18 protein-coding genes are annotated in these 19511 nt (G+C 73.4%); 8 read left to right on the forward strand and 10 right to left on the reverse strand.

The genetic code is table 11. From position 1 onward, the window contains the following. Positions 1-389 precede the first annotated feature (389 nt). The gene (locus tag ACE1OA_RS19305) at positions 390-1091 is read left to right on the forward strand and encodes a M23 family metallopeptidase (RefSeq protein ID WP_356603798.1); all 702 of its coding nucleotides are present in this window, start codon (positions 390-392) and stop codon (positions 1089-1091) included. Positions 1092-1128: 37 nt separating this feature from the next. On the opposite strand, the gene ACE1OA_RS19310 is transcribed toward ACE1OA_RS19305, so the two are convergent. Then, positions 1129-1683 (reverse strand): TetR/AcrR family transcriptional regulator, encoded by a 555-nt coding sequence (locus ACE1OA_RS19310; RefSeq protein ID WP_356603800.1) that lies wholly within the window; start codon positions 1681-1683, stop codon positions 1129-1131. 118 nt (positions 1684-1801) lie between these two features. On the opposite strand from ACE1OA_RS19310, the gene ACE1OA_RS19315 reads away from it, so the two are divergent. Beyond that, on the forward strand, positions 1802-3379 hold the full coding sequence (locus ACE1OA_RS19315; protein ID WP_356603802.1) for an MDR family MFS transporter: 1578 nt from the start codon (positions 1802-1804) through the stop codon (positions 3377-3379). 84 nt (positions 3380-3463) lie between these two features. Here the strand turns inward: ACE1OA_RS19315 and cseC are convergent, their stop codons facing one another. From cseC to ACE1OA_RS19335, 4 genes are all read right to left on the reverse strand, one after another. Further along, positions 3464-4789, reverse strand: a complete 1326-nt coding sequence (gene cseC, locus ACE1OA_RS19320; protein WP_384868723.1) for a two-component system sensor histidine kinase CseC — start codon at positions 4787-4789, stop codon at positions 3464-3466. Between the two features lie 16 nt (positions 4790-4805). Next, entirely contained in the window at positions 4806-5510 is a 705-nt protein-coding gene (cseB, locus tag ACE1OA_RS19325) for a two-component system response regulator CseB (protein ID WP_147979066.1), read from the reverse strand. A 92-nt stretch (positions 5511-5602) separates the two neighbouring features. Continuing rightward, the gene (locus tag ACE1OA_RS19330; protein WP_384868719.1) at positions 5603-6340 is read right to left on the reverse strand and encodes a hypothetical protein; all 738 of its coding nucleotides are present in this window, start codon (positions 6338-6340) and stop codon (positions 5603-5605) included. Continuing rightward, the gene (locus ACE1OA_RS19335) at positions 6328-6891 is read right to left on the reverse strand and encodes a SigE family RNA polymerase sigma factor (protein WP_356603806.1); all 564 of its coding nucleotides are present in this window, start codon (positions 6889-6891) and stop codon (positions 6328-6330) included. The genes ACE1OA_RS19330 and ACE1OA_RS19335 overlap by 13 nt, the downstream gene beginning before the upstream one ends. A 222-nt stretch (positions 6892-7113) precedes the next feature. Here ACE1OA_RS19335 and ACE1OA_RS19340 point away from each other — a divergent pair, with 222 nt between their 5' ends. Then, a complete protein-coding gene (locus ACE1OA_RS19340; RefSeq protein ID WP_432753125.1) occupies positions 7114-8058 on the forward strand; it encodes a sigma-70 family RNA polymerase sigma factor in 945 nt (314 codons plus the stop codon). A 141-nt stretch (positions 8059-8199) separates the two neighbouring features. Here ACE1OA_RS19340 and ACE1OA_RS19345 read toward each other — a convergent pair whose 3' ends face one another. Together ACE1OA_RS19345 and ACE1OA_RS19350 are read right to left on the reverse strand one after the other, a co-directional pair. Further along, a complete protein-coding gene (locus tag ACE1OA_RS19345; RefSeq protein WP_356603808.1) occupies positions 8200-9150 on the reverse strand; it encodes an A/G-specific adenine glycosylase in 951 nt (316 codons plus the stop codon). A gap of 22 nt (positions 9151-9172) precedes the next feature. Next, positions 9173-9835: a phosphatase PAP2 family protein gene (locus ACE1OA_RS19350; RefSeq protein ID WP_361317401.1), complete on the reverse strand. Its 663-nt coding sequence runs from the start codon at positions 9833-9835 to the stop codon at positions 9173-9175. 182 nt (positions 9836-10017) lie between these two features. On the opposite strand from ACE1OA_RS19350, the gene ACE1OA_RS19355 reads away from it, so the two are divergent. Further along, positions 10018-10821, forward strand: a complete 804-nt coding sequence (locus tag ACE1OA_RS19355; RefSeq protein ID WP_384868713.1) for a hypothetical protein — start codon at positions 10018-10020, stop codon at positions 10819-10821. A gap of 140 nt (positions 10822-10961) precedes the next feature. Here ACE1OA_RS19355 and disA read toward each other — a convergent pair whose 3' ends face one another. Beyond that, positions 10962-12086: a DNA integrity scanning diadenylate cyclase DisA gene (disA, locus tag ACE1OA_RS19360; RefSeq protein WP_147979071.1), complete on the reverse strand. Its 1125-nt coding sequence runs from the start codon at positions 12084-12086 to the stop codon at positions 10962-10964. Between the two features lie 335 nt (positions 12087-12421). Beyond that, complete coding sequence (gene radA / locus ACE1OA_RS19365) at positions 12422-13825, reverse strand: DNA repair protein RadA (RefSeq protein ID WP_432753126.1); 1404 nt, start codon at positions 13823-13825, stop codon at positions 12422-12424. A gap of 174 nt (positions 13826-13999) precedes the next feature. Between radA and ACE1OA_RS19370 the strand changes: the two genes are divergently transcribed. Next, positions 14000-15745 carry a BACON domain-containing protein gene (locus tag ACE1OA_RS19370; RefSeq protein ID WP_432753127.1) on the forward strand — a complete coding sequence of 582 codons (1746 nt, stop codon included), beginning with the start codon at positions 14000-14002 and terminating at the stop codon, positions 15743-15745. 186 nt (positions 15746-15931) lie between these two features. Here ACE1OA_RS19370 and ACE1OA_RS19375 read toward each other — a convergent pair whose 3' ends face one another. Beyond that, a complete protein-coding gene (locus tag ACE1OA_RS19375) occupies positions 15932-16798 on the reverse strand; it encodes a hypothetical protein (protein ID WP_356603819.1) in 867 nt (288 codons plus the stop codon). A gap of 40 nt (positions 16799-16838) precedes the next feature. Here ACE1OA_RS19375 and ACE1OA_RS19380 point away from each other — a divergent pair, with 40 nt between their 5' ends. From ACE1OA_RS19380 to ACE1OA_RS19390, 3 genes are all read left to right on the forward strand, one after another. Further along, a complete protein-coding gene (locus tag ACE1OA_RS19380; protein WP_356603821.1) occupies positions 16839-17771 on the forward strand; it encodes a Ppx/GppA phosphatase family protein in 933 nt (310 codons plus the stop codon). Between the two features lie 157 nt (positions 17772-17928). Next, positions 17929-18765, forward strand: a complete 837-nt coding sequence (locus tag ACE1OA_RS19385; protein WP_356603823.1) for a sugar phosphate isomerase/epimerase family protein — start codon at positions 17929-17931, stop codon at positions 18763-18765. After that, the gene (locus ACE1OA_RS19390; RefSeq protein ID WP_356603826.1) at positions 18762-19373 is read left to right on the forward strand and encodes a TetR family transcriptional regulator; all 612 of its coding nucleotides are present in this window, start codon (positions 18762-18764) and stop codon (positions 19371-19373) included. The genes ACE1OA_RS19385 and ACE1OA_RS19390 overlap by 4 nt, the downstream gene beginning before the upstream one ends. The last annotated feature ends 138 nt before the right edge of the window (positions 19374-19511 follow it).

Below are 19511 nucleotides of genomic sequence, written 5' to 3' on the forward strand. Positions count from 1 at the left end.
GCAATGGTGGGGGGTGCGCCGTGACAAGGCGCACAGGCGTTTCGAGGGGTACTAGCCGGAATAGTGGTGGCGTTCGGGGTCGATTCGGGACGTTCCGGTCCCTCGCGTCGGGACCTTGGTCCCGGGGGGTCCCGAACCGGGCGAGAGGCCGCCTCTCGGGCCCATCAGGACAGAGGCGACATGCGGATAAACCGATTCGCTTGTGCCGGTTTGTCCGATTTCAAGGACGGGGTCCGGGGGTCGTCAAGAGCTGAACTTTCCAGGAGATCGCTACGACGCAATGTCGTAGATGGGGGGTTTGAGCCGAGATGGGGTGGCGGGTTACCAAGGGATGGCCAGCCCGGCGCAGCACAGCGTCGGTCCCGTACTTCCCGGAGGTTTTCCCCCGTATGTCGAAGCGCGTCATGAACCCCACCCGTACCACCGTCGTCGCTCTCGCCGCCGCCGGCCTGGGAGCGTCGTTGGTGGCCGGAGCGGGCTCCGCCTTCGCCGCCGAGGGCAAGGCCATCGCGTCCGCCCCTGTCGGTGTTTCCGCCGCCGTCGCCGCCCAGGCCGACGCCCAGGCGAAGGTCGCCGCCCAGGTCAAGGCCGCTCAGGTCAAGGCCGCCGCGGCGAAGACCGCCGCCGTGAAGGCAGCGGCGAAGAAGGCCCCGGTCGCCGCCAAGAAGGCTCCGTCCTGGGTCAAGCCGGTCGCCGGCTACTCGCTGAGCGCCAGCTTCAACCAGGGCGGCGCCATGTGGGCCCACAAGCACTCCGGCCAGGACTTCGCCGTCCCGGTCGGCACCCCCGTCAAGGCCGCCGGCGCGGGCACCGTCGTGAAGGCCGGCCCGTACGGCGGCGGCGACGGCCCGGCGTACGGCAACGCCATCGTCGTCAAGCACGCCAACGGCAAGTACTCGCAGTACGCGCACCTGTCGAAGATCAACGTGCACATCGGCCAGAAGGTCGGCGCCGGCCAGAAGATCGCGCTGTCGGGCAACACCGGCAACTCCTCCGGCCCCCACCTGCACTTCGAGATCCGTACGACCCCGAACTACGGCTCCGCGCTCAACCCGGCCGCGTTCCTGCGCTCCGTCGGCGTCACCATCTGACCCGACGCGACCGGACCCGGCCCCGCCGGGAGTGGTCTCAGGCGTGGTGCGCCTGGGTGATCAGATCGAGGGCGACCTCGAGGACGGCTTCGTGCTTCTCCTCGGGGTCGCCCTCGATCGTCTGCATGAAGAACATGCCGGCGTGCATGGTGAACAGCGCGCTGATGCAGCGGACCCGGTCGGCCATCGCGAACTCCGGCTCCTGGATGAGCCCGCTCAGCGTGACCATGCGCTCCTTGAAGGTCAGGCCGATGCTCAGTTCGCGCACGGTGGCCTGGTTCTCCTGCATGAAGCGGAACAGCGGGGCCGCGTCGGCCAGTGCCGCCTGGTAGCGGCGCAGCGTCTCCTGCTTGGTCTCCAGGGTGCGCGGCTGCTCCTGGGCCCAGGCGATCAGCTCGTCGATCGGCCGGGTCAGGTCCTGGAAGATCCCGATGAGGATGTCTTCCTTGGTCTTGAAGTGGTAGTAGAGGGCGGCCTTGGTGACGTCCAGCCGTTCGGCGATCTCGCGCAGTGAGGTCTTCTCGTAGCCCTGCTCGGCGAAGAGTTCCAGGGCCACGTCCTGGATGCGTTGGCGGGTGTTGCCTCTGGCCATGCTCTTCTCCCCACACCCTTTTACTTACTTGACGCCCGGCTAGTTTGCCTTCTACCTTCCTAGTCTAGTAACTAGCCGGGCGGCAAGTAAGCGTCCGAAGGTGTGGGGAGCAGGGGACATGGCGACGACCGAGTCAGTGAAGGCAGCCGAGGAGGGCGGAGCGGAGGTGCGGCAGCGCAGCGTGCGCGTGGTGCTGCTCGCCCTGATGATCGCGATGTTGCTCGCGATGCTGGACAACATGATCATCGGCACGGCCATGCCGACCATCGTCGGCGAGCTGGGCGGCCTGGAGCACCTCTCCTGGGTCGTCACCGCCTACACGCTGGCCACCGCCGCCTCCACTCCCATCTGGGGCAAGCTCGGCGACATGTACGGCCGCAAGGGCGTCTTCCTCACCTCGATCGTGGTCTTCCTGATCGGTTCGGTGCTCAGCGGCATGGCGCAGGACATGGGCCAGCTCATCGGCTTCCGCGCCGTCCAGGGCCTGGGCGCCGGCGGTCTGATGGTCGGCGTCATGGCGATCATCGGCGACCTGATCCCGCCCCGGGAGCGCGGCAAGTACCAGGGCATGATGGCCGGCGTCATGGCGCTCGCCATGATCGGCGGACCCCTCGTCGGCGGCTCCATCACCGACCACTGGGGCTGGCGCTGGTCCTTCTACATCAACCTGCCGCTCGGCGTGGTCGCGCTGGCGATGGTCACCGCCGTGCTGCACCTGCCCCGCAAGGAGCGGACCGCCGGCACCCGGATCGACTTCCTCGGCGCCGCGCTGCTGACCGTCGGCATCACCACGATCGTGCTCGTCACCACCTGGGGCGGCACCGAGTACGCCTGGGGTTCGGCGACCATCGTGGGCCTCGCGGTCACCGGCGTCGTCGCGCTCGCCGCGTTCCTGCTGGTCGAGACCCGCGCGAGCGACCCGATCATGCCGCTGCACATCTTCCGCAGCCGCAACTTCACCCTCATGTCGGTGATCGGCTTCCTCACCGGCTTCGTGATGTTCGGCGCGGTGCTCTTCCTGCCGCTCTTCCAGCAGTCCGTGCAGGGCGCCTCGGCCACCAACTCCGGCCTGCTCCTCCTGCCGATGCTGCTGTCGATGATGGTCGTCTCGCTGATCTCGGGCCGGGTGACCACGAACAGCGGCAAGTACAAGATCTTCCCCATCATCGGCACCGCGCTGATGGTCGTCGGCCTGTTCCTGCTGGCCCAGATGGACACCGGCACCTCCCGGCTCACCTCCGGGATCTACATGGCGGTCCTCGGCGCCGGTATGGGCTTCCTGATGCAGATCACGATGCTCGTGGCCCAGAACAGCGTCGAGCTCAAGGACATGGGCGTCGCCTCCTCGTCGACCACCCTCTTCCGGACCCTCGGTTCGTCCTTCGGCGTCGCGATCATGGGCGCGCTCTTCACCAGCCGCGTCCAGGACGAGATGGCGACCCGCGGCGGCTCCGGGCTGACCCAGCAGTCGGCCCAGCTCGACGCCGCCAGCCTGGCCAAGCTGCCCGCCGCGCTGCGCGAGGCGTACCAGTACGCCGTGGCGTCCGGCACCCACTCCGCCTTCCTGGTGGGCTCCGCGGTCGCGGTGATCGGCTTCGTCCTGGCGTTCTTCGTCAAGGAGGTGGCCCTGCGCGGGACCGGACCGGCCCCGAAGCCGGCCGACGGAGAGACCGTGAAGGTCGCCGAGACGGTCTGACCCCGCCGCCCCCGGGCACCCACGGCCGAAGGCCCCCGGCGCGACAGCTCGCGCCGGGGGCCTTCGGCCGTCTGCGGAGAGCCCTTAGGTCCTGTCCGGGAACCTGATCATCGGGAAGCTGCCCGTGTTCGTGGGCGCGTGGTCGGGGAGCCAGAGCACCGCGATTGCGCCGCCCTGCGTCCCGGCGGGCGCCCCCGAGGGAGCCGCGTTGCGGAACGTCAGCCGGGCGCCCAGGACCCGCGCCTGCCCTGCCGCGATCGTCAGGCCGAGCCCGTGGCCCTGACCGGCCCGGTCGCTCGCCCCGGTACGGAAGCGGCTCGGGCCCTCGCGCAGCAGGGCCTCGGGGAAGCCGGGGCCGTGGTCCCGTACGCGGAGCACCCGGCCCTCGACCGTGACCTCCACCGGCTTGCTGCCGTGCTTGGCCGCGTTCGCCAGGAGGTTGCCCAGGATCCGCTCCAGCCGGCGCGGATCGGTGTTCACCCACGACTCGTGGACCACCCGGACGACCACGTCCGGGTCGAGCGTCCGCACCCGCCGCTCGACGAACTCGCCGAGCGCGATCTCCTGCAGCTCGGCCCGCTCCGAGGCGCTGTCCAGCCGGGCCACCTCCAGCACGTCCTCGACCAGCGTCCGCATGGCCTGCGCCCGGTCCCGTACGAGCTCGGTGGGCCGCCCGGGCGGCAGCAGCTCGGCCGCCGTCAGCAGGCCCGTCACCGGCGTGCGCAGCTCGTGCGCGATGTCCGCGGTGACCCGGCGCTCGGCCTCGATCCGTTCGTTGAGGGCGTCGGTCAGGCCGTCGACCGCGCGGGCCAGCTCGTCGGTCTCGTCGCGGACGACCCCGCCGATCGCGTCCCTGACCCGGACGTCCGTGTTGCCCTGGGCCACCTTCCCGGCGGCCGCGGCGGCCTTCCGCAGTCGCCGGGAGAGCTGGCCGCCGATGAGCACGCCGAGCGCGCAGCCGCCGAAGACCACCGAGACGGAGCCGATGATCAGCGCCCGGTCGAGGTCCTTCATGATGGCCGCGCTGCGGTCGGCGAAGGGGATGTGCAGCGACAGCACGTCGCCGTTGGCCAGCGGCACGGCCGCCCAGACGTCCGGCGGACCGCCGTGGCTGTGCTCCTGGACGTACGTGCCCCGCCGGTTGTCCCGCATCAGCTGGTCGAGCTGGCGCGGCAGCATCGGGTCGTTGATCTTGGTGCCGAAGCGGGGCTCCTTGGGCTTGGAGCCCTCGTACATCCGCTGGGCGAAGAGCAGCCGCTCCATCTGGACCTCGCGCGCGTTGTCCAGCATCGAGACGCGCGCGGAGTTGTGGACGACCAGGCTGAGCGTGACCGCGATGAGCGCGCCGACCGCGGCGATCGCGACGGAGATCTTCCAGCGGACGCCCGTGCGCAGGGGGAGCCGCTTCATCCGTTCATCCCCCGGGTCATCCCTTGAGCTTGTAGCCGAAGCCGCGGACCGTCTCGATCCGGTCCTGTCCGATCTTGGTGCGCAGGCGCTGCACGTGGACGTCCACGACCCGGGTGTCGCCGCCCCAGCCGTAGTCCCAGACCCGTTCCAGCAGCTTGTCGCGCGACAGGACCGTGCCGGGTGCGGAGGAGAACTCCAGCAGCAGACGCATCTCCGTCGGTGTCAGCGCCACCGGCGCCCCGCCCCTGCGGACCTCCATGCCGTCGGTGTCGACCTCCAGCTCGCCGAAGACCAGCACCCCGCCGTCGGGGCCTTCGTCCCGCCCGGCGTCCCCGCCGGCCGCGCCGCCCGCGTGCCCGAAGCGGCGCAGCACCGCCCGGATCCGGGCGACCAGGACGGATCCGTCGAAGGGCTTGGTGACGTAGTCGTCGGCCCCGGCCTCCAGGCCCAGCACGACGTCGATGGAGTCGGCGCGCGCCGACAGCATGATCACCGGCACGGTCGACTCGTCGCGGATCCGGCGGCACAGGCTGACGCCGTCCATGCCCGGCAGCATCACGTCGAGCAGCGCGATGTCCGGGCGGTCGGCCCGGAACGCCTCCAGACCGGAGAGCCCGTCGGGCATCGCGGTCACCGCGAAGCCGTCCCGCTCCAGAGCGAGCTGGGTGGCTTCGCGGATCACGTCGTCGTCCTCGACGAACAGCACATGGGTCTCGGCCATCGGGCGCCCTTTCCGTTTCTCTCCCGCCGGCGTCGCACGCCGGCGTCGGTGTTCGCGCCGGCCCCGTCACCGGAGCCGGCATCGCGCCGCGGTCAGCCGTCGCCGGGTGCCGGCGCGGAGCCGTCGATGCCGCCGTCACCGACCGCGCGGCTGTAGTCGTTGTGCACCCAGTCGTGCTGGGTGAACCTGTTGCCCGACCACCGGTACGTGATCACGTCCTCGCCCGAGGGGTACGCCACCGGGTCGCCCTTGGCGTACACCTGCCGGGTCACGATCAGATCACCGCGGTCGATCGTCGCGTAGACGGCGGCGTCCTCGGTCATGAAGACGTTCTTGTACTCCTTGTTCTCCTCGCGGTACACGTACGTCCCGATGCCGACGGCGTCGCCGCAGGTCATCACGTTGACGACGACGTCCGGCGACGCCCCGCCGGTGAGGTTCCCGTAGGAGGTGTCCACCGGGTACGCGTCCGCGACGCAGGGCTTCAGGTCGCCCTTCAGGCGCTCGCCGATCTTCGGGTCGGACTTCAGCAGCGCGATCGGGTCGACCCGCTTGGCCGACTGCTTGCCCGTGGAGGAGGACGGGGAGGCGGCCGGGGCCGCCGAGGTCACGTCGTCTGCGCGGGCCGCGCCCTCGTCACGGGAACCCGTGCCGCCGGTCGAGCAGCCGGCCATGAGCATGCCGACGGCGACGAGCCCGGCCAGTGCCGTGGTCCTCGCCGCCGCGTGGGTGCCGCACGGGCCGTCCTCCCCGCCGTCGTGTCCGCTCCCCGGGGAGCGTCCAGCCGATCTTGCCGGGTTGATCGACAAGACACCCCCTAGGCCGCGCACCGGTCCCGCCCCCGTTCCTCACGTCGTTCGGTCGACCGCTCCAGAGCTCGGGCGTCGTCGATGCCCCGGCTCTCCAGTTCCTGGCGCAGTCGGGCCAGTGCACGGTGGAGCGTGCTCTTCACCGTACCGGTCGACATGCCGAGCGCCGCCGCGGTCTCCTCGGTGCTCATCTGCTCCCAGTGCCGCAGGACGACGACGCTGCGCTGCTTGGGCGCGAGGACCTTGAGGATGTCCATGAGCAGGGCCCGGTCGGCGTGCTGCTCGGTGGCGTCGTCGACGGACGCGTCGGGCAGCTGCTCGGTGGGCACCTCGTCGAGCTTGCGGGCACGCCACCACTCGGTGCGGGTGTTGATCATCACGCGGCGCAGGTAGGCGTCGGCCAGGGACTTGTCGGCGATGCCGTCCCAGCGGCCGTACGTGCGGGCCAGCGCGGTCTGCAGCAGGTCCTGCGCGTCGACCGGGTCGGGCACGAGACGGCGGGCACTGCGCAGCAGGGCGTCCTGCCGTGTACGGACGTACTCCTCGAAGTCGAGCACCTCGCCGTGCGCCATTCCCAACCGCCTCCGATCCCCGTGACCAGCACTGTTTCCGTGTACGTCGACGACGCTACGGAGCGGTTGTCACGAGGCTGTGCGCGGCAGCCGTCGGCGGACGCACGGCTGCCCATCGGTTGTGTAACGGCCGGGGACGGGCCGGGCGTCCGGCCCCTGTCGGACGGTCGGTAGGTTCGCGGTGTCCGCGCGCGGGCAGCGGCGGGGAGGACGGGGGGAACCATGGACGACGACGCGGGGCCGAGCGGCGTGGGGCAGGGCGACGCGGGGCTGGACGACGTGGGGCTGGCGGCCCGCTTCGAGGAGGAGCGCGGCCGGCTGCGGGCGGTGGCCTACCGGATGCTCGGCTCGGTCGCCGAGGCCGACGACGCGCTCCAGGAGGCATGGCTGCGTGCGAGCGCCGCCGGCACCGACGGGGTCGCGAACCTGAGCGGCTGGCTGACCACCGTGGTGTCCCGGGTCTGCCTGAACACGCTGCGCACCCGCCGGACGCGGCGCGAGGACCTCTTCGACGAGCCGCCCGGGTCGTTCGCGCCCGGGCGGGCGGCGGGCGGCGACGAGGCACGCGATCCCGAGGAGGAGGCGCTGCTGGCCGACTCGGTCAGCGTCGCCCTGCTGGTGGTGCTGGACCGGCTGTCGCCCGCGGAGCGGCTCGCCTTCGTCCTGCACGACATGTTCGCCGTGCCCTTCGAGGACATCGGGCCGATGCTGGAGCGGACCCCCGTGTCCGCGCGGCAGCTCGCGAGCCGGGCCCGCCGTCGGGTCAAGGGGGCCGGGACGCCGCCCGGACCGGATCCGGTCCGGCGCCGCCGGGTCGTCGACGCCTTCCTGTCCGCCACGCGCCGCGGGGACTTCGAGGCGCTGGTCGGGCTGCTGCACCCCGACGTGGTGCTGCGGGCCGACGCGGCGGTCGTGCCCACGCCCGAGCCGGTCGTCGTCCTCGGGGCCCACACCGTCGCCAGGGGCGCGATGGCGGCGGTGGGCCGGGCCCGGTTCACCGGGCCCGTACGGATCGACGGGGCGATCGGGCTGGCGATGGCCCGGCACGGGCGGCTGGCCGTGGCGCTCGCCTTCACGATCGTCGAGGGCCTGATCACCGAGATCGACGTCGTCGCGGAGCCGGAGCGGCTCCGCGCGCTCGGCCTCGCCGTGCCCGACGGCCACTGAGCGGCGGCGCCGGGTCGCCGGGTGGTCCCGGCCACCCGGCGTGACCGGGACCCGGCCGCCGCGAACCGGCCGGCGGCCGCCCGGCGGCACCGGCCCGGGCGCCGCCGGGGGCACCGCCCCGCGGTCGGGGAACAGCGGCCGTCAGGACTGCGGCAGGCGGTAGAGCCCGCCCTCCAGGGGTTCGACCAGGCCGTCGGCGACCAGGCCGTCCAGGGCCCGGTCGCGCTGGACCGGGTCGTGCCAGACGGCGTCCAGGGACGGCTGCGGCACCGCGTCCGTGGCCTCCCGCAGGACGGCCAGCAGCTTGCCGCGGACCTGGCGGTCCGTGCCGGCGTAGGTCTGGCCGCGCCGCGGCGGGCCGTCGTGGGCCGGCTTCCCCGACTGCCGCCACACGCACTCGGCGGAGATCGGGCACCGCCCGCAGTCCTCGTTCTTCGCGGTGCACACCAGCGCGCCCAGCTCCATGGAGGCCGCCGCCCAGCGGGCGGCCGTGGCGTCGTCCTCCGGCAGCAGTTCGCGCGCCAGCCTGCGCTCGGCCGCCGTCGTGGCGTTCGGCGGGTACTGGACACCGGTGGCCGCCCGGGCGAAGACCCGGCGCACGTTGGTGTCGAGCACCGCGTGCCGCTGCCCGTACGCGAAGGAGGCCACCGCCGCCGCGGTGTACTCCCCGATGCCCGGCAGGGCGAGCAACTGCCCGTGCTCGCTGGGGACGTCGCCGCCGTGCCGCTCCGTTATGGCCACGGCCGCGCCGTGCAGCCGCAGGGCGCGCCGCGGATAGCCGAGCCGGCCCCAGGCGCGGACCGCCTCGCCCGGTGCCTCGGCGGCCAGGTCGGCCGGCCGCGGCCAGCGCGCGAGCCACTGCTCGTACACCGGCAGGACCCGGACGACCGGGGTCTGCTGGAGCATGAACTCGCTCACCATCACGCCCCACGCGCCCGCCTCGGGGCGGCGCCAGGGCAGATCGCGGGCGTGCCGGTCGAACCAGGCGAGGACGGGCCCGTGCAGCCGGTCGGGTGCGGGCGCCGGGGCGGGCCCGGCCGCGGGGCCGTCGGAGGGGACGGGGGACGTGGTGGAGGCATCGATGGAAGTCATGGCACCTCCGATCCTGGCACGTTCAGTACGCGCCGTGCCGCACGCCCTCACGGCGCGTGGAGGCGTGCTGGCGCGGGCCGCGCCCCACGCACCACACCACCGCGCCGTTGCCGCTGGTGCGGGCCGTGTCCACCAGGGTCCGGACGGGCCGCGTCGCCGCCTTGACGACGAGGAACGCGACCGCCCCTCCCAGCAGCAGGCCGACCGTCACGTCGTGCGGGTAGTGCACGCCGACGAAGACCCGGGAGAAGGCCATGAGGAGCGCCATCGGCACGGTCAGCCAGGCCATGCCGCGCCAGGACAGCGCGAGGGCGACGGCCGCGGCTCCCGCGATCGCCGAGTGGTTGCTCGGGAACGACCAGTCTCCGTAGGGCGGGCAGGGGACGAGCGAGGCGGCGGCCCCGGCCACCGCCCGGCACGGACGCTCCTCGTCCACCAGCGACTTGAGCGCCTCGCTCACCACGTATCCGAAACCGGTCGCGAGCGGGGCCAGCAGCGCGAGCGCCATGGCGCCGCTCGGCGCCGTCCTGGTCCGCCACCAGCCGGCCAGGAACAGCACGCCGAACAGCAGCAGTCCGGCCTCGGTCCACACCTCGGCGAGTTGCTGGAACCAGTGCGGGGTGGAGTGGGCGACGTCGGTGACGTCGCGGTAGAGGTCGCCCGAGAGATCGGAAAGGTTGTCCATGAGGGGAGACGCTAACCGGAGTCCGGCACCCGGCGCCCGGGCCGAAGGTCCGCACCCCGCCCGGCCGAAGTAGGGGCGGAACGGATGAGTCCGGCGCTCGGGGTGTGATCATCGGCAAAACTTGATGTCTGGGGCGGCGGGTGGGGCGGGAGTTGGCCTCGATCTCTCGTAAGGTTCGTGGCGTGGGATCACTGCGCAATCCGGTCGGGCCGCTTCCCTCCTCCATCTACTGGCGACGGAGGGCGGTCGCGCTGTGCCTGATCGCGCTTCTCGCGCTGCTCACGCTCTGGGCCGTCACCTCCGGTGGCGGCGGCGGGAAGAAGCCGAACGACGGTGCCAACGGGGCTTCCCCCGCGCCCTCGATCACTCCCGGACCCTCTGGCTCCGGTCCGGCGATCAGTGAACAGCCCGGCGGACGCGACGAGTCGGGCGACTCCGGAGAGACCACGGGAGGCGAGGGCGGCACCGGCGAAGACGCCTCCACCGGCACCGAGGGCGGCGGCAAGAACGGCGATACGGACGGCGGGGGCGGCGACGGCGGTGCGGGCTCGACCGCCGGGCAGCAGGTGCCGGCCGGCTCCCCGCTCCCGAACTGCGCCCCGGGGTCACTCCAGTTGACGCTGAAGAGCGACAAGCTCTCCTACGCGCCGGGGGACAAGCCGCGGTTCCGGCTCATCGCCCGGAACGCCTCGGGCACCGACTGCAAGGCCGACTTCGGCCCGAAGAGCGCGGTCCTGAAGATCAGCAACGACAAGGGCGACCAGATCTGGTCCTCGCAGGACTGCCCCCGCCCCGGCACCCCGATCCTGCTGCGCGTCCCCGCCCGCACCGCGATCACGCACACCGTGGACTGGGACCGCGGGCAGAGCGCCCCGCAGTGCGCCACCGCGCCGGCGGGCCCGGTCGGCCCGGGCACGTACCTGGTGGAGGCGGCGCTGCCCGGCACGAAGGTCTCGCCGGCCTCGTTCACGTTGGCGAAGGACTGACCGCACGGCGGCACGGCACGCGGAAGGGGCGGTACGGGAATCCCGTACCGCCCCTTCCGCGTGCCGTGGTCACGGGCCGTCCCGTCGTCCGCGGTGGGCCGTAGCGCGTCCTGCGCCCGCCGGGGACTACGGGACAGCCCTCACACGTACCGCTCGAGGATCGAGGACTCCGCGAGCCGGGAGAGGCCCTCACGGACGCTGCGGGCCCGGGCCTCGCCGACGCCGTCCACGGTCTGGAGGTCGTCGACGCTCGCCGCGAGCAGCTTCTGCAGGCCGCCGAAGTGCTCGACGAGCCGCTCGATGATCGCCCCCGGCAGGCGCGGGACCTTGGCCAGGAGCCGGTACCCGCGTGGGGAGACGGCGGAGTCGAGCGTCTCGGGCGAGCCGCTGTAACCGAGGGCGCGCGCCACGATGGGCAGTTCGAGCAGCTCGGCGTGGCTGAGCGCGTCGAGCTCGGTGAGCGCCTCGGCGACCGTGCGGGACCGCTTGGCCGTCGGCTCCGGCACGTAGTCGCGGATGACGAGCTCGCGCTCGGGCTCGACACCCGCGATCAACTCGTCCAGCTGGAGCGAGAGGAGGCGGCCGTCGGTGCCGAGCTCGACGACGTACTCGGCGATCTCGGTGGCGATCCGGCGGACCATCTCCAGGCGCTGGGCGACGGCGGTGACGTCCCGGACCGTGACCAGGTCCTCGATCTCCAGCGCGGACAGCGTGCCGGCGACCTCGTCGAGACGGAGCTTGTACCGCTCCAGGGTCGCGAGGGCCTGGTTGGCGCGGGAGAGGATCGCGGCCGACTCCTCCAGGACCCGGCGCTCGCCGTTCACGTACAGCGCGATCAGGCGCATGGACTGCGAGACGGAGACGACCGGGAAGTTGCACTGCTTGGAGACGCGGTCCGCGGTGCGGTGGCGGGTGCCGGTCTCCTCGGTGGGGATGGACGCGTCCGGGACCAGCTGCACGCCGGCCCGCAGGATCTTGGTGATGTCCTTGTCGAGGATCAGTGCGCCGTCGAGCTTGCACAGCTCGCGCAGCCGGGTCGCGGTGAACTCCACGTCCAGCACGAAGCCGCCGGTGCACATGGATTCGACCGTTTTGTCCATACCGAGGACGAGGAGTCCTCCGGTGTTGCCCCGAAGGATCCGCTCCAGGCCGTCCCGCAGGGCGGTGCCGGGGGCGACGGCGCTGAGCGAGGCGCGCATGAGCGCCTCGTTGCCGGAGCCCGCGCCGGACTTTCCGGGAGCTGCTGCCCCGTCCTTGGCTGCCACTGCACTCCTCCGGCTCGTACGGTTGGGCGAGACCAGGGCAAAGTCTAGCGACACCGTTGCGCGCCGAGTTTGCATACCGGTGGTGGGCAACTCCTCCCGACGACCGCGCCTGCCGGGTGGCGCGGCCCGGCGGTGGGTGCCGGGAGGCCGCGCGGGCCGCCCGCCGGAGCCCTCTCCCGGCCTGGCGCAAGGGCTCCGGGGCCGGGCCGCGAAGCCGGTCCGGCCGCCCTCGCGCAGGCCCGTGCCCGTGTCCGCCGCGCCCCGCGCCGCCCGCCCAGCCCGGCCCGAGTCCGGCCCGTCGTACAGCCGCCGGGGCGGCTCGCCCGCCCGGCGGCCTATTCCTCGGCGTTCTTCGGGGCCGCCGGCCGGCGGCTGCGCGGCAGGACCTGGAGGGCCTCGCCGATGTTCGCCACTTCCGTCACCTTCATGCCCGCGGGGATCTTGCCGGGATCGGTCGGGACCAGGGCGTGGGTGAAGCCCAGGCGGTGGGCCTCGGCGAGCCGGCGCTGGACGCCCGTGACCCGGCGGACCTCGCCCGCGAGCCCGACCTCGCCGATCGCGACCAGGTTCTTGGGCAGCGGGGTGTCGCTGGCCGCGGAGGCCAGCGCCAGGGCGACCGCCAGGTCGGCGGCCGGCTCGGAGAGCTTCACGCCGCCGACGGTCGCGCTGTAGATGTCGCGCTTCCCCAGCGCGCTGATCCGGCCGCGCTGCTCCAGCACGGCCAGCATCATCGACACCCGGGAGGTCTCCAGGCCCGAGGTCGTCCGCCGGGGCGAGGGGATCTGCGAGTCGACCGTCAGGGCCTGCACCTCGGCCACGAGCGGCCGGCGGCCCTCCAGGGTCACCGTCAGGCAGGTGCCGGGCACGGCCACGTCGCGTCGGGTCAGGAACAGCCCCGACGGGTCCGCCAGGCCCGTGATGCCCTCGTCGTGCAGTTCGAAGCAGCCGACCTCGTCCGTCGCCCCGTAGCGGTTCTTCACACCGCGGACCAGGCGCAGCCGCGCGTGCCGGTCGCCCTCGAAGCTCAGCACCACGTCGACCAGGTGCTCCAGGAGGCGGGGGCCGGCGATGGCTCCGTCCTTGGTGACGTGGCCCACGAGGAGCGTGGACATCCCCCGCTCCTTCGAGGCGCGGATGAGGGCCCCGGCGACCTCGCGGACCTGGGCCATGCCGCCCGGGGCGCCGTCGATCTCGGGAGAGGCCACGGTCTGCACCGAGTCCATGATCAGCAGTGAGGGCTTGACGGCGTCGAGGTGGCCGAGCACCGCGGAAAGGTCGGTCTCGGCGGCCAGGTAGAGGTGGTCGCTCAGTGCGTTGATGCGGTCGGCGCGCAGCCGGACCTGGCTCGCGGACTCCTCGCCCGTGACGTACAGCGTGCGGTGCTCGTCGCTCGCGGCCTTCGCGGCCACGTCGAGCAGCAGCGTCGACTTGCCGACGCCCGGCTCGCCGGCCAGCAGGACCACCGCGCCGGGGACCAGCCCGCCGCCGAGGACCCGGTCGAGTTCGTCGACGCCCGTGGAGCGCGCGGTGGCCTGCCGGCCGTCGACCTGGCCGATGGGCAGCGCGGCGGTGGAGACCCGGCCCGCGGCGGTCGTGCGGACGGCGGGCGCGCCGTACTCCTCGACCGTCCCCCAGGCCTGGCACTCGGGGCAACGGCCGAGCCATTTGGCGGTCGTCCAACCGCACTCGGTGCAGCGGTAGGACGGCCTGTCCTTGGCGGATTTCGTACGGGCAGCCATGCACCGAACCGTAGCGGGCCCCACCGACAACGCCGTCCGGCCCGGGCCCGGCGGCCTCCCGCACCGGTCGTCATGACATATTCCTGTCCCCTTTTGAGGGATACGTTCACCCGTAAGAATTAAAAGTGTTCAAGTGGTACGAAGAGACCTGCCCGGCCTGCCTACGGTCGGCCCGTGACGAGCAGCAGGCTGGATCCCCCCACCCACACCACCGGCGCACACCGGGCGCACCGCCGCGCGCCGTCCTCCACCGCCGCGGGCTCCGGCACCCGCTCCGGGCCGCGCACCCTCGGCCACCACCCGCCCGCACGCTACGAGGCGTATCTGGACGGCCTGTTCACCTACTGCCTGTCCGTGCTCTGCGACCACGACGACGCGACCGCCGCCCTCGGCGACGTCCTCGCCATCGCCGAACGCCAGCGGGGCCGCTGCCCGGCCGACGAGGCCGGCCGCCTCGCCTGGCTCTACGCCCTGGCCCGCTGGGCCTGTCTGCGCACCCTCGGCGAGCAGCGACGCAAGCGTCCCGGCGCCCACACCGGCCGCCCCGGCGCCGCGCCGGCGCCGTCCCGCGTCTCCGAGGAGACCGCCGAGCGCCGCCGGGCCGAACTCGCCCGGCTCGCCTGGCCCGAGGCCGCCGGCACCACCCCCGAGCAGCGCGAGGCCCTGGAGCTCGCCGTGCGCCACGGCCTCGGCCCCCGCGAGGTGGCGGCCGTCCTGACCCTGGACCCGCTCGCCGCCCGCGAGCTGCTCTCCTCCGCCGCCTGCGAGGTCGAACGGACCCGCGCGGCCCTCGCGGTCGTCGAGACCGGCACCTGCCCCATGGTGGCCCGGCTCACCGGCGACCACCAGGTGCTGCTCTCCGCGACCCTGCGCGCCGAACTCGTCCGCCACGTCGACGACTGCCCGCTGTGCCGGCGGGCCGCCGAGCGGGCGGGCGCCGGCGGGCCCTGGCCGGGCGCACCGGTGGCCTCCCCGGCCCGGCTCCCGCTGGTCGAGGCGCCCCGGGCGGCGGCGTACGTCGCGATGATGCACGTCCCCCGTGCCCGGTCCGGCGCCCCGCGCTTCGGCGCGACCGGATTCCCGATGGACCCCAAGGACCACGCGGCACGCCGCGACCGGATGCGCGCCCGGGCGGTGACCACCACCGTCGTGGCCGCCGTCGTCGCCGCCCCGGTCCTCGCCCTGTGGGCGTCGTACCGCGGCGGGCCAGCGGAGGGCGAGACCGCGGGGGGCGCCCCGGTCACCGCGCGCGAGTCGGACGAGCGCACGGGCCCGGACGGCACCCCGAACGATCGCTACGAGAACGCCGGCAACGCCCGGATCACCCCCGACCCGCGCTTCACCCGGGGCAGCCGGTCACCGGACGTCTCGGTCGAGGTGATCAGCCCCGGCGGGCCGGTGGAAGGGGCGTCGCCCGGGCAGCCCGGGGCCGGCCGGATCACCGTCGCCGCGCAGGGCGACGGGACCACGACGCTGCTGACCCTCACCAACTCCGGCGGAGCGCCCGCCGGCTGGTCGCTGTGGACCGACGCGCCCTGGCTGTACGTGAGCCGTGCCTCCGGCACTCTGGCGCCGGGCGAGTCCGTGACGGTCCGGATCACCGTCGACCACGGGCGCGAGCCCGCCGGCGCCTGGGCGGCGCGGGTGGGGGTGAAGCCCTCCGGCGCCATGCTGCGGATCACCGGTCACGGGGCGCCGCCTCCGGCGACGGAGGAGCCGCCGTCCACGGACCCGACGACCCCGCCTCCCACGACGGAGGAGCCGCCGCCGTCGACCGACCCGACGACCCCGCCGCCCTCCACGGACCCGACCACGCCGCCTCCGGCGACGGAGGAGCCGCCGTCCACGGACCCGGCGACCCCGCCGTCGTCGACGGACCCGGGCACCCCGGGCGAGCCGGGGTCCCCTTCGTCCTCGTGAGGGCTGTCCCGTGTCCCCGGCGGGCGCCCGACGCCGGCCGCGGCGCTCCCCCAGCCCGCCGAGAGCGCGTGCCGGACCCGGCGGGGCGTGGCCGCAGGGGCGCCGGACCGGTGCCCTGGACCGGGGCCCGCCGTGAGCCGTCCGGTGCGGGGCGCCGGACCGCACGCCCCGCACGACGGCGGTGCGTCAGGACTTCTCGCGCGGAGGGTCCGCCGGGTGCGGGGCCACCAGCGGCAGCTGCGCCGCGAGCCGCGCCTCGCACAGCTCCGCGAGGACGTCGTAGGCCTCCTTGCCCATCATCTCGGTGAGCTCGGGCCGGTACGTGACGTACACCGGCTCCCCGGCCCCGTGCGCCGAGGTCGCCGAGGTGCACCACCAGTGCAGGTCGTGCCCGCCCGGGCCCCAGCCGCGGCGGTCGTACTCGCCGATCGACACCTGGAGGACCCGGGTGTCGTCCGGCCGGTCGATCCACTCGTACGTCCGGCGCACCGGCAGCTGCCAGCACACGTCCGGCTTGGTCTCCAGCGGCTCCTTGCCCTCACGGAGGGCCAGGATGTGCAGCGAGCAGCCGGCGCCGCCCGCGAAACCGGGACGGTTCTGGAAGATGCAGGACCCCTCCCAGCGGCGGGTCTGGCGGTCGCCGTCCTCGTCGAGCTGGGTCCAGCCCGTCTGCGTACCGACGTCGTGGAACTGCCACAGTTCGGGCGTCAGCCGGGCCACGTGCGAGGCGACCCGCTTCTCGTCGTCCTCGTCGGAGAAGTGCGCGCCCAGCGTGCAGCAGCCGTCGTCCGCACGGCCCGCCTGGATGCCCTGGCAGCCGCTGCCGAAGATGCAGGTCCAGCGAGAGGTGAGCCAGGTCAGGTCGCAGCGGTAGACCTGTTCGTCGTCGGAAGGGTCCGGGAACTCGACCCAGGCGCGCGGGAAATCGAGCCCCTTCTCGTCGGGCTCGGCCGCCTTGCCCTGCTTCCCGGAGGTCCTGGGAGCCTTGGGAGCCTTCGTGGCGCCGGGGCCGCCACTGTCTTTGCCCGGCTTACCCTTTTTCGTCTTTGGCACACGACAAGCGTATGCGCGCCGGAGCAGTAGCGTTCCGTCCATGAGACTCGGAGTCCTGGACGTCGGTTCGAACACGGTGCACCTGCTGGTGGTGGACGCGCACCCCGGCGCCCGCCCGCTGCCCGCCCATTCCCACAAGGCGGAGCTGCGTCTGGCCGAGCTCCTGGACGAGCGGGGCGCCATCGCCCCCGCCGGGATCGAGCGGCTCATCGCGACCGTCGGGGACGCGCTCCATGCCGCCGAGGACAAGGGCTGCGAGGAGGTCCTGCCGTTCGCGACCTCGGCCATTCGGGAGGCGACCAACGCGGACGCCGTCCTGGCCCGGATCAAGGAGCGCACCGGGATCGACCTCCAGGTCCTCACCGGCGGGGAGGAGGCACGGCTCACCTTCCTCGCGGCCCGTCGCTGGTTCGGCTGGTCCGCCGGCAAGCTGTTCCTCCTCGACATCGGCGGCGGCTCGCTGGAGATCGCGTACGGCATCGACGAGGAGCCGGACGCGGCTGTCTCGCTGCCGCTGGGCGCGGGCCGGCTCACGTCCGGCTGGCTGCCGGGCGATCCGGCCGACGCGGCGGACGTACGGGCGCTGCGCCGCCACGTGCGCGCCCAGATCGCCCGTACCGTCGGCGAGTTCAGCCGCTTCGGGAAGCCGGACCACGTCGTCGCCACGTCCAAGACCTTCAAGCAGCTCGCCCGGATCGCCGGGGCGCCCGGCTCGGGCGACGGGCTCTACGTCCAGCGCAACCTCACCCGGAAGTCCCTGGAGGAGTGGGTCCCCAAACTCGCGGTGATGACGGCCGACCAGCGCACCGGTCTCCCCGGGGTGTCGGAGGGGCGCGCCCCGCAGCTCCTGGCGGGCGCGATGGTCGCCGAGGGCGCGATGGACCTGTTCGGCATCGACGAGCTGGAGATCTGCCCCTGGGCGCTGCGCGAGGGCGTCATCCTGCGCCGCCTGGACCACCTGCCGGCGGAATAGCCCGGACCGCCGGGCCGCGGGCCGGGCACGGCCCGCATGTCGTCCGGCCCGCACCCGGTGGCCGGCGGCGCACGCTGCTCCGCGCGCGCCCGGAGTGCGCGCGGCGTGACGGGAACCACTCCCCCCGGCCCCCTGCCCGCCCCGTACGCTGTCCTTCGTGGCAGAACCAGTGGTGCGCATCCCGGATGCGAAGGTCGCCCTGTCGACGGCCTCGGTCTATCCGGAGTCGACGGCGACGGCCTTCGAGACCGCCGCGCGCCTCGGCTACGACGGCGTCGAGGTCATGGTGTGGACCGACCCCGTCAGTCAGGACATCGAGGCCCTGCGCCGGCTCTCGGACTACCACCAGGTACCGATCCTCGCCGTCCACGCCCCCTGCCTGCTCATCACCCAGCGCGTCTGGTCCACCGATCCGTGGACGAAGCTGCGGCGTGCCCAGGCGGCGGCCGAGAAGCTCGGTGCCTCCACGGTCGTCGTGCACCCGCCGTTCCGCTGGCAGCGCCAGTACGCCCGGGACTTCGTCTCCGGAATCTGGCGGATGGCGCACGAGACCGACGTCCGGTTCGCCGTCGAGAACATGTACCCCTGGCGGTACAAGGACCGCGAGATGCTCGCCTACGCGCCCGAGTGGGACGTCACCAAGGACGACTACCGGCACTTCACCGTGGACCTCTCGCACACCGCGACCGCCCGCACCGACGCCCTCGCCATGATCGACCGCATGGGCGACCGCCTGGGCCACGTCCACCTCGCCGACGGCCGGGGTTCCGCGAAGGACGAGCACCTGGTCCCCGGCCGCGGCACGCAGCCGTGCGCCGAACTGCTGGAGCGGCTCGCCCTCGGCGGCTTCGACGGCCACGTCGTCATCGAGGTCAACACCCGCCGGGCCATGTCGTCCGCCGAACGCGAGGCCGACCTCGCGGAGGCCCTGGCCTTCACCCGGCTGCACCTGGCCTCGGCGTCCGCCCGCCCGCCCCGGATCCCCCGCTCATGACCGGAGAGGCCCCGCGCCGCCGCGGCCGGCCCTCCCGCGCGGCCGAGGAGAGCGGCCCGGGTGCCCGGGAGCGGATCCTGGAGGCGGCCCGCGCGCAGTTCGCCGAGCGCGGCTACGACAAGACCTCGGTCCGGGGCATCGCGAAGGCGGCCGGGGTGGACGCGGCGCTCGTGCACCACTACTTCGGTACGAAGGACGAGGTCTTCGCCGCCGCGATCGAGGTCTCCATGGAGCCCGCGACGGTGGTCCCGGCCGTCCTGGGCGAGGGGACCGAGGGCATCGGGGAGCGTCTCGCGCGCTACTTCCTCGGCGTCTGGGAGAACCCCGCGACCCGGGCCCCGCTCCTGGCGATCATCCGCTCCGCGCTGACGCACGAGGCGGCGGCCAAGGTGCTGCGCGGCTTCGTCCTGCGCCGGGTCCTGGAGCGGGTGGCCGCCGATCTCGACGTGCCGAACCCGAAGTTCCGGGCCGAGCTGGCCGCCTCGCACATGATCGGCATCGCGATGATGCGGTACGTGCTCCAGGTCGAGCCGCTCGCCTCGGCGGACCCGGAGGAGATCGTGGAACTGGTCGCCCCGACGCTCCAGCGGTACCTGACCGAGGCGTGAGCGCGCCGGCCGGCGCCCCTCCGCGGCCCCCGGCCGACTGACCGAAAGCTGAACAGCCGGTCCGGCATACGGACACGCTGTCCAGATCTTGGAGGGGCGGCGTACGCTCGAATGCAAGCACATCCATCACGAGGAGCG

The sequence above is a fragment of the Streptomyces sp. JL2001 genome (assembly GCF_050917515.1).
GTDB lineage: Bacteria > Actinomycetota > Actinomycetes > Streptomycetales > Streptomycetaceae > Streptomyces.

Coding starts and splice junctions, on each gene's coding strand:
- radA (WP_432753126.1), bottom strand. CDS start 13,825: ATGGCTGCCCGTACGAAATCCGCCAAGGACAGGCCGTCCTACCGCTGC.
- ACE1OA_RS19335 (WP_356603806.1), bottom strand. CDS start 6,891: ATGGCGCACGGCGAGGTGCTCGACTTCGAGGAGTACGTCCGTACACGG.
- ACE1OA_RS19310 (WP_356603800.1), bottom strand. CDS start 1,683: ATGGCCAGAGGCAACACCCGCCAACGCATCCAGGACGTGGCCCTGGAA.
- cseB (WP_147979066.1), bottom strand. CDS start 5,510: ATGGCCGAGACCCATGTGCTGTTCGTCGAGGACGACGACGTGATCCGC.
- ACE1OA_RS19345 (WP_356603808.1), bottom strand. CDS start 9,150: ATGACTTCCATCGATGCCTCCACCACGTCCCCCGTCCCCTCCGACGGC.
- ACE1OA_RS19390 (WP_356603826.1), top strand. CDS start 18,762: ATGACCGGAGAGGCCCCGCGCCGCCGCGGCCGGCCCTCCCGCGCGGCC.
- ACE1OA_RS19315 (WP_356603802.1), top strand. CDS start 1,802: ATGGCGACGACCGAGTCAGTGAAGGCAGCCGAGGAGGGCGGAGCGGAG.
- ACE1OA_RS19305 (WP_356603798.1), top strand. CDS start 390: ATGTCGAAGCGCGTCATGAACCCCACCCGTACCACCGTCGTCGCTCTC.
- ACE1OA_RS19350 (WP_361317401.1), bottom strand. CDS start 9,835: ATGGACAACCTTTCCGATCTCTCGGGCGACCTCTACCGCGACGTCACC.
- ACE1OA_RS19340 (WP_432753125.1), top strand. CDS start 7,114: ATGGACGACGACGCGGGGCCGAGCGGCGTGGGGCAGGGCGACGCGGGG.
- cseC (WP_384868723.1), bottom strand. CDS start 4,789: ATGAAGCGGCTCCCCCTGCGCACGGGCGTCCGCTGGAAGATCTCCGTC.
- ACE1OA_RS19380 (WP_356603821.1), top strand. CDS start 16,839: ATGAGACTCGGAGTCCTGGACGTCGGTTCGAACACGGTGCACCTGCTG.